This window comes from Pseudomonas sp. FG98, from assembly GCF_057808595.1.
Genome location: NZ_JBMDIJ010000136.1, coordinates 1 through 9,474, shown reverse-complemented (window position 1 = coordinate 9,474; position 9,474 = coordinate 1). Strand labels below are relative to the sequence as shown.

General features: G+C 64.9%; 8 protein-coding genes. 7 read left to right on the top strand and 1 reads right to left on the bottom strand.

What is annotated here, in order from left to right; all coding sequences use genetic code 11:
- The first annotated feature begins 562 nt into the window (after positions 1–562).
- The 7 genes from tssA to ACODSK_RS31430 all read left to right on the top strand — a co-directional run bounded on the left by tssA (position 563) and on the right by ACODSK_RS31430 (position 7,792).
- Positions 563–2,140: a type VI secretion system protein TssA gene (gene tssA / locus ACODSK_RS31460; RefSeq protein WP_489021888.1), complete on the top strand. Its 1,578-nt coding sequence runs from the start codon at positions 563–565 to the stop codon at positions 2,138–2,140.
- A 27-nt stretch (positions 2,141–2,167) separates the two neighbouring features.
- Positions 2,168–3,931 (top strand): type VI secretion system baseplate subunit TssF, encoded by a 1,764-nt coding sequence (gene tssF / locus ACODSK_RS31455; protein ID WP_489021886.1) that lies wholly within the window; start codon positions 2,168–2,170, stop codon positions 3,929–3,931.
- Positions 3,895–4,980 (top strand): type VI secretion system baseplate subunit TssG, encoded by a 1,086-nt coding sequence (gene tssG / locus ACODSK_RS31450; protein WP_489021884.1) that lies wholly within the window; start codon positions 3,895–3,897, stop codon positions 4,978–4,980. Before tssF ends, tssG begins: the two co-directional genes overlap by 37 nt.
- A complete protein-coding gene (tssJ, locus tag ACODSK_RS31445) occupies positions 4,961–5,491 on the top strand; it encodes a type VI secretion system lipoprotein TssJ (RefSeq protein WP_489021882.1) in 531 nt (176 codons plus the stop codon). Before tssG ends, tssJ begins: the two co-directional genes overlap by 20 nt.
- A gap of 3 nt (positions 5,492–5,494) precedes the next feature.
- Entirely contained in the window at positions 5,495–5,935 is a 441-nt protein-coding gene (tssE, locus tag ACODSK_RS31440; protein WP_489021881.1) for a type VI secretion system baseplate subunit TssE, read from the top strand.
- 23 nt (positions 5,936–5,958) lie between these two features.
- Complete coding sequence (locus ACODSK_RS31435; RefSeq protein ID WP_489021880.1) at positions 5,959–7,077, top strand: type VI secretion system ImpA family N-terminal domain-containing protein; 1,119 nt, start codon at positions 5,959–5,961, stop codon at positions 7,075–7,077.
- Between the two features lie 94 nt (positions 7,078–7,171).
- Complete coding sequence (locus tag ACODSK_RS31430) at positions 7,172–7,792, top strand: YajG family lipoprotein (RefSeq protein ID WP_489021879.1); 621 nt, start codon at positions 7,172–7,174, stop codon at positions 7,790–7,792.
- A gap of 48 nt (positions 7,793–7,840) precedes the next feature.
- Here ACODSK_RS31430 and gabP read toward each other — a convergent pair whose 3' ends face one another.
- Positions 7,841–9,235: a GABA permease gene (gene gabP / locus ACODSK_RS31425; RefSeq protein WP_489021877.1), complete on the bottom strand. Its 1,395-nt coding sequence runs from the start codon at positions 9,233–9,235 to the stop codon at positions 7,841–7,843.
- Between the last annotated feature and the right edge of the window lie 239 nt (positions 9,236–9,474).

Genomic DNA, 9,474 nt, shown 5'->3' with positions numbered 1-9,474 from the left:
CCGGAACCCTGTGGGAGCCGGCGTTGCCGGCGATGAGGCCATCAGCCTCGACATCGATCTTGCGGGTCGGTGTTGTTCTTGCGGGCGTCATCGCTGGCAATGCCAGCTCCCACAGGTTTCTGTGTCTGGCCTGGATCCTGCGGCTGGACCGGGACCCTCTGGGAGCCGGCTTGTCGACGATGAGGCTCTGGGACCGTCAACACAGTTCTTTGCAGCTTAAGTAGTCGCTGAATTAACTTGTTACTTGGTGTTGCTGGTTGTTTTTATTGTAGGAATATTCCTCAGATATGTTGGAAATTTCCCAAGGTTAATTGGAGAGGTAGAAGTTCAAATAAGGATCCTTTACTGTCTCCCGCAAGAAAATTACCCGCCAGTTATAAATTCAAGTTTCCAAGTCCGGCAGCGAACTGCGCGGCGGGTCGAGGGTTTCGGCTGAAAATCCTCTGGATATATCGGTAATAAACAGATTCGCGTGATGCCGGATAAAGGCAATTCACGACAGTGTCGCGTGGCTGTTTTCTTTCCTCCGAAAGTTCCAGCCCATTCATGCAGAAGGAAATACATGACCCTGCCATCGCTCATCACAAGTTGCTTCGGCGACCGTGACCCAGTGCCACTGGCCCGCGCAGATGCGGCGCGTTGGCACGACTGGTTGCAACCCATAGGCGAAGCATCGGCGGTGGGCGAAGACCCGGCCTATAACGATGACTTCCAGGCAATGCGCGAGGAGGTCAACAAGCTGTCCGGTGCCGACCCGGCCAGGGTAGTGCAATTGGCCCGGGGCCTGTTCACCAGCCGCTGCAAGGACCTGCGGGTGGCCACCTATTACCTCTGGGCACGCTTGCAGCTGGACGGTGAGCCGGGCCTGGCCGAGGGTCTGGGCCTGTTGGCGGCCCTGCTCGAACGCTTCCCCGACGATCTGTGGCCCGCGCGTGCCAACAGCCGGCGCATGGCCCTGGAGTGGCTGGCGACGGCCAAGGTGCTGGACGGCCTGGCGCAATTTCCGGCGGTGGTGAAGGAGGAGGCCGAGCGTACCGTGGCGGCACTGGCCTGGCTGGACCAGGGCATGCAGGCCTGGCCCGAGGCGCAGCGGCCCGAACTGGCGGCGCTGCATTCGGCACTGGCGGCGCGCTTGAACCAGTCCGGCGGGGTCGCTGCGGTTGTGCCGCAGAACACCGCGCAGCAGGAGCAGGCGACCCCGGACCAGGACCTGCCGATCAAGTCCGGCCGCGACCTGCTGGACAACGGCCGCCGCCTGGCCGGCTGGCTGCGCGAGCAACCCGACGGCTGGCTGGCAGCCCACCGACTGATGCGCAGCCTGCGCTGGGACACCCTCCACGAAACCCCGCCCCACGACACCGACGGCCGCACCCACCTGTACGCGCCACGTGGCCCCCTGCTGACCCAGCTCAAGCGCCTGCATACCCGGCAACACTGGGAGCAACTGCTGGAGCAGGTCGAAGACGCCTTCGCCGAGGCGGTCAATCACTTCTGGCTGGACCTGCACTGGTACCTGCACCAGGCCCTGAGCAACCTGCCGGAACCCCGGCGCTCCTGGGCCGGGATCGTCAAGCGCGACCTGGGCATGTTCCTCGAACGCCTGCCAGGGCTGGAGGCCCTGTGCTGGGAGGACGGCTCGCCGCTGGCCGACGACCAGACCCGCGAATGGATCGCCCGCGAGGTCGGCGGCAACCGCCCGCAGAACTGGCTGCCGGCACCGGGCAACGAGGCCGTGGCGGCTGCGGACGACATCCTTGCGCTGGAAGGCGAGGCCCTGGCCCAGGCCGACAGCGAGGGCGTGGAACAGGCCCTGGCCTGGCTGGCGCAGCGCCCCGACCTGCGTTCGGGACGCCAGCGCTGGCTGTTGCGCCTGCTGATGGCGCGGATTGCCGAGCAATACGGCAAGACCGACCTGGCCCTGCATCTGCTCGGCGAACTGGACGCGATCGGCGAGCGCCAGGCCCTGCGTGATTGGGAGCCCGAGCTGCATTTCGAGATCAAGGCGCGCCTGCTCCGGCTGCTGCGGCTCAAGGCCCAGCGCGGCGATGTCGACCGTGCCGCGCTGGCGCGGCGGATGGATGCCCAACTGGCGGCGCTGGTCGCCATCGACCCGGTACGTGCCGCCGTGCTGTGCGGCTGACTTTTCCTAGAACGGAACCCGACTCTTTTGACCATGGACAATCTGACCCTGCGCTATTTCGATGCCGAGATGCGCTACCTGCGTGAAGCCGGCAAGGAGTTCGCCGAGGCGTTTCCGGACCGTGCGGCACAACTCAACCTGGACAAGAACGGCGCCGAGGATCCCTTCGTCGAGCGCTTGCTGGAGGGCTTCGCCTTTCTCATGGGGCGCCTGCGGGAAAAGCTCGACGACGACCTGCCCGAGCTGACCGAGGGCCTGGTCAGCCTGCTCTGGCCCCATTACCTGCGGACCATTCCCTCCCTGGCGATCGTCGAGCTGATTCCGGACCTGGGCAATGTCGAAAAGGACCGGGTAATCGCCAAGGGCTTCGAGGTGTTGTCGCAGCCCATCGGTCCCCGGCGTACCCAATGCAGCTACACCACCACTCGCGACATGCCCTTGCAGCCCCTGGCGGTGAGTGCCGTCGGCCTGGACTACCAGGCCGATGGCCGTCGGCTGCTGCGCCTGCGCTTCGACTGCCGTGCACTGAAGCAGGACCGCGGGCCGCAGGCGCTGGAGCTTTACCTGAGCGCCGAACCCGCGCTGGCCAGCGCCCTGCACCAGGCCCTGACCCAGGGGCAGCCGGAGCTATATGCCCGCCACTCGAAGGATGTGCAGCGCCAGCGCCTGGACGGGCACTTTTCGCCCAGGGGGTTCTCTGCGCAGGACCGTCTGTGGACCAAGGGCGACAGTGCATTCAGCGGCTATCAATTGCTGCTGGAGTACTTCAACTTCCGCGAGAAGTTCATGTTCGTCACCTTGCACGGCCTGGAGGGGATGACGATCCCTCCGGACACCGCCTGGTTCGAGCTGGAGGTGCTGTTGGCCGAGCCCTGGTCCCATGGGGTGAACCCGGCGGTGGAGCACATTCGCCTGAATGCGGTGCCGGTCATCAACCTGTTCCACGTCGAGGCGGACCCGATCAACCTCAATCCCTTGCAGTCCGAATACCTGCTGCGCCCCATGCGCCTGCAGGACGGTCATACCGAGATCTACTCGGTGGATCAGGTCAGCGTTGCCAACCGCGAGAACAACACCCAGTACGTGCCGTTCAGCAGTTTCAGGCACAAGGGCGGCATGCTGCGCGACGAGGCGCCGGAGTGCTATTTCCATAGCCGGGTCAAGCGTGGCCCCAGTGGCCTGCACGACACCTGGCTGATTCTTGGCGGGGAAGGCTTCGAGAGCCTGGAGCATAACGGCGGACAGAGCGTTTCCCTGAGCCTGACCGGCACCAACGGCCAACTGCCGCGCAAGGCTCTGCAAAGTACCCTGCTGGACAGTTTCCGCACCGACGAGAAACACGGCCTGCGGGTGCGCAACCTGACCGCACCGACGCTGCCTTGCTATCCCCCCAGCCGTGACCGTTTCCACTGGCGCGTGCTCAGCCACCTCGGTTCGAACTTTCTGCCCATGCTCGATAGCGCCGAGGTCCTGCGCGGCACCCTGGCGCTCTACGACTGGAGCGACAACGAGCTCAACCGTCGACGTCTGACGGCCATCGTCGATGTGCGCCATCACCTGATCCAGCGCTTCGAAAAAGGCTTCCTGCTGCGCGGCGTCGATATCGAGGTGACCCTCGACGCCGATGGCTTCTGCGGCGAGGGCGACATTGCCCTGTTCGGCGAACTGCTCAACCGCTTCTTCGCCCTGTATGCCGATATCCACCTGTTCAACCAGCTCACGCTGATCCTGCAACCGACCGGAAAGACCCTGCGATGGAACGAGAATCACAGCCAGCGGATCCCCGGCTGAACGCCGTCGAACTGCTGCAGGCCCTGCAAGGGCGGGTGGCCGAGGCCGATCTGTACCGCTTCTGCCAATTGCTCGAAAAGGCCTCGCCCGGCCTGCCGCCGCTGGGCAGCAGCAGCGATCCGGGCGATGACCCGGTGCGCTTCCGTCCGGACCCGGGCATGGGCTTTCCAGCCGGCGAACTGCGCGCCATCGAGTTCGATGCCCGGGACGCCCAGCGTCCGGCCACGGTGCGGACCCGCCTGCTGGGGCTTTACGGCGTGGACTCGCCGTTGCCCACTGGCTACCTGGACGACATCAGCCGTCGCCGTGAAGGCCATGAGGCCCTGGAAGCCTTCCTGGATCTCTTCAACCACCGGATCTTCACCCAGTTCTACCGGATCTGGCGCAAGTACTCCTACCCGGCCAGCTTCGAGACGGGCGGCCGCGACGCCACCTCGCAATGTCTGCTGGGCCTGATCGGCCTCGGCATTCCCGGCACCGCCGAGCGCATCGCCACTCCGGTATCACGCTTTCTCGCGCTGCTCTCGGTGATGCGCCTGCCGACCCGCAATGCCGAAGGCATCACCGCCCTGGTCAAGCTGCTGGCGACCCGTACCGAAGTGCGGATCCAGGGCCACTGGCCGCGCAACATCCACCTGGCCGCAGCCCCAGGGCTGGGCCCCGGCCGGTCGGCGTACCTGAACCAGAGCACGCCATTAGGGGCAATGGCCCGGGATGCCAGCAGCCAGTTGCTGCTGGTGCTGGCCACCGAGGACCCCAAGGAAGCCCGCGACTGGCTGCCTGGCGGACAACTGCACGGCGACCTGCTGGTGCTGCTGCGGGTGTACCTGGGCTGGCGCTGTACCGCGCGTTTGCAGCTGTCGCTACCACTGGCCAGCCTGGTCCCGGCGGCGCTGGGGGCGAACACGGCGTTGCTGGGCATGACCGCTGTCATGGGGCCATTGGGACGCGACCCGCAGGCACACATCACCGTCAACCTGGGCCGTTACGAAGGCCTGAAGAACAATCCGCAGGAAAGGAAGATCGAACATGTGGCGTACCGTTTCTAGAGCATCGACCCTGGTGCTGGCTGTTTCACTGAGTGGCTGCGGGCTGTTCCAGAGCGTGGCCGAGAGCACCCGTGAAACCACCCAGGCAGTGTTCTACAAGCAAGTGAAGACCCTCCACCTGGACTTCAGTGGCCGCTCGGCGCTGAACACCGACTTCCAGGACATGAACGTCCTGTCGGTACCGGCCCTGGTGCGGGTCTACCAGTTGCGCGATCGCAAGGCACTGGACAAGGCCAGCTACGAGGAATTGCTCGACGGCAGCCAGCACATGCTCGGCGCCGACCTGCTCGACCAGCGGGCCCTGGTGGTCACCCCGGAGCAGGGCGCCCAACTGAGCATGCCGCTGCACCGGGAGGCACAACATGTGGCCGTGGTTGCCCTGTTCCGTTACCCCGAGCCGCAAGCCGGTACCTGGCGCATGGTGTTGCAGCGCGACGATCTGGATCCTGACCGGGCCCGGCTCATCGAGCTGGGCGACAACCACCTGAGCCTGCGGCCGTGGCAGGAGTAAGTCATGAGCGACTATCCGCCCTCGCTGTACGAAGTGCTGCTGGGCAATTTCACTGGCGAACTGGACCTGCATCAGGTCGATGAGCAGGACCAGCATGTGCTGTCGGTACTGGATAACCTGCAGCGCATGTTCAACAGCCGCGCCGGCAGCCTTGCCCACCTGCCGGACCTCGGCTTGCCCGACATGGGGACGGTCATGCACAGCCTGGGTCCCGCTGCCAATGGCGTGGTCGAAGGCATCAAAAGCACGGTGAGCCTCTACGAACCACGCTTGCACGATCTGCGCGTCGACCCGATCGACCAGGACCTGCCAGGTCACCTGCACTACATCCTCCATGCACGGTTGAAGAACGGTCAGCCGGTCACCTTCGGCACCCGCCTGGGCAGCGGTGGGCGTGTGCTGGTCCGCCACCTGAAACAGCAGGATCAGCTCTCGATTCCCTGAATCTTCAACGGAAGGAACGCCGGATGACGGCATTACTCGCAACCCCCGGGCGGATCGGTGCTGATCCGCGTCAGCTCGACGCGTTCAAGCGCCTGTGCCGCGAACTGGCGAAGCTCAATCATCCGGCCTGCCCGGATATGGACTGGCAGCAGGTAGAAGGCCTGTGCCTTGCGGTGTTCAGGAAGAACGGCATCGATCTGCAGACGGCGGTGGCCTTCGTTCTGGCCCATGGGCATCAGCGCGGTGTCGAGGGGCTGGTGCAGGGCTTCGCCTTGCTCGAAGGGCTGGCAGGGCAATGGGAGCAGGTCTGGCCAATGGCTGACGGGACACGCCTGGAAATCCTCGACTGGCTGTACCGCCAGGTGCTGGTGCTGTTGCGCGGAGTGGCCATCCTGCCTGCTGGCTTGTCGGCGGTGCTGCAGCTTCAGGCGCAAGTGCACCGGCTACAGGGGCTGTTGCCCACGCCGGTCGACTCGCCGCAGGCAGGTCTGCGCCTGTTGCAGCAGTACCTTGCCGGGCTTTTGCAGCAGGCCGAACGGGGTCGTTTGTCGCCCCCCGAGCTGCTGCCGACTTCACCGTCGGCCCAAGCGGAGCAGCTCATGCCGGTGGTTGTCCTGCCGCCGGCTGCCGTGCCGTCGACGATCATCGCCGAGGTGCCGCGTGGCAAGGCGCGTATCACCCGCTGGCTGGGCGTCGCCGCACTGCTGGCCGTCCTGGCCGGATGGGCGTGGTGGTCGTACTGGCAGGCGGAGCGGCATGCTGTCCAGCGTCCTCCCGAAGCCGTGAGACTGGACAGTCTGGCCCTGTTCGACGCCGGCAGTGCCGAGTTGAGGGGCGACGCGAGCAAGGCGCTGGTGAACGCCCTGGTGCAGATCAAGGCCCAGCCGGGCTGGCTGATCGTCATTACCGGGCACACCGACAACTCCGGTGACAGCACCCGCAACCGGGAGCTGTCGCGGGACCGGGCCGCAGCGGTACGGGCTTGGATACAGGCCATGAGCGACATTCCCGATGACTGCTTCGCCATTCGTAATGCCGCCGACAGCCAGCCGGTTGCCAGCAATCACAGTGAGTTGGGGAGGGCGGCCAACCGGCGGGTGGATATTCATCTTTTGCCCCAGGCAACGGAGTGCAAGGCGTGATACGGGTCATGCCTATTTGCCATCATTTAGTTACAATCCCGCCGCCGGATTCCCGGCAAGGCCAATGATGGCGACAAGGATCGAGGTGCAGTAGATGGGCGTTCGGATAGTGTTGGGTGCGGTAATGCTGGCGGTATTGACCGGGTGTGCGACGACCCGCTCGGAACTCGATGTGAGTGTTCCCAAGCCTGCGGTCCAGGCGGCGACCAATGGCAAGAAGGTGATTATCAGCACCGTGGATGAACGGGTCTTCCAGCTCGATCCGCGCCAGGCCGATATCCCATCGCTGAAGAACGGCGAGATCAACGACAAGTCGATCACCGAGCGTGCGTTCGGGCGCAAGCGCAACAGTTTTGGCAAGGGCATGGGTGACGTGGTCCTGCCGTCGGGCCGCACCGTTTCCGGTCTGGTTGGCGAGGCCGTAGCTTCGGCCTACCGCCAGGCAGGGTATGAAGTGGTGAGCGGTGCCCCGGCAGCGGACGCTACCCAGGTCAAGGTCCGTATCGTCGAGTTCTGGTCGTGGTTCTCGCCAGGTTTCGCCAGTGTTGCCGTCAACAACAAGTCGCACCTGAAGATCGAAGGCGAGGGTGCCAGCGACCTGGATGTGGTGACACTCAAGAGCGACAACATGCAGATGGTGGTCGAGAGCGACTGGCAAAAGATCACCGAAGCCGGCCTGCAGGAAATCACCCGGGAAACCAAGGGCAAGCTGTAACGCCCGCTCCGGTGCTGCCCCGAGCTTCCCCGGGGCAGCGCTTTCCTATCAATGAGCGATGGCGGGTGCCGCAACCTGCCGCCGCGAACGCATCACCCCGAGCAAGGCAATCCCTCCCGCCAGTGTCAGCGTCGCCGTCACTTCCATGCGGTGCGCCGGCATCACGAACATCACCCCCAGGGCGAACACGATAAAGGCGATCACCGCCAGGGTCAGCCAGGGGAACAGCCACATGCGAAACGCCAGCGGCTTGCCTTCGCGCTGCAGGATGCCGCGCATGCGCAGCTGCGAGCAGGCGATCACCAGGTACACCAGCAGCGCGATCGAGCCCGAGGTGGCCAGGAGGAACTGGAACACGTGGGCCGGGGCGAAGTAGTTGACTACCGTGGCGAGCATGCCGATCAGGGTACTGGCGATCACCGCCGCGCGCGGTACGCCGCGGGACGAGGTGCGCTGCAGCAGCGCCGGAGCGTCGCCGCGCTTGCCGAGGGAGAAGACCATCCGCGACGAGATGTAGATCGACGAGTTCAGGCAACTGGCCACCGCCACCAGCACCACCGCATCCACCAGCAGCTTGGCGTAGGGGATCTGCATGATTTCCAGGGCGCGCTGGTAGGAGCCCTGCACCGGCAGCAGCGGGTCGTTCCACGGCACGATGGAGATGATCACGAAGATCGACAGCAGGTAGAACACGCTGATGCGCCAGATTACCGAGCGGGTGGCGCGGGCGATGTTGCCGGCGGGGTTGTTCGATTCCGAGGCGGCGATGGTCACCGCCTCTGTGCCCATGAAGCTGAACATGGTGGTCAGCAGGGCGCCGATGATCGCCGTCCAGCCATTGGGCAGGAAGCCGCCCCGGGTGTGCAGCAACTGGTTCAGGCCGCTGACCTCGCGGCCCGGCAGGCCGCCGAGAAGGGCGTAGAAACCCAGGCCGATGAAGGCGACGATGGCGATGATCTTGAGCATGGCGAACCAGAACTCGAACTCGCCGTACTTGCCGACGCTGGCCAGGTTGGTGGCGGTCAGGGCCACGGTCAGGCCGAGGGCGAACAGCCAGGCATCCACCTGGGGGAACCAGGCGTTGAGCACCACGCCGGCGGCGATGGCTTCGATGGGGATCACCAGCACCCAGAACCACCAGTACAGCCAGCCGATGCTGAACCCGGCCCAGCGTCCGATGGCGCGGTCGGCGTAGGTGGAGAAGGAGCCTGTGTCGGGGCTGGCGACTGCCATTTCGCCGAGCATGCGCATCACCAGCACCACCAGGGCGCCGGCCATGACATAGGCGAGGATGGCAGCGGGGCCGGCGGCGGCGATGGCATGGCCGGAGCCGACGAACAGGCCGGCGCCGATCACCCCGGCGATGGACAGCATGGTGACATGGCGCGGCTTGAAGCCCTGCGCCAGTTCTGCACGATCACGCTTCGTGGAAGGAGTATTCATCCTGAAGGCCTTTTGTTATTGGACTTGTTATGCAATGGCACTACGGGAGGCGGCAGGACTGCGCACCGCATCCGCCCGTCGAAGCTAGGCCGATATGCGAGGTGTCTGTTGCCTGGGTTTGCCGCGTTCGTTGCTGAAAGCGACATCGGCATGCCGGAGGGCGGCGCGGGGTGGGTAGACTGGCAGGGCCTCATCGCTGCATGGGTATCTACACAACTTCAGATCACCACAAAATGATG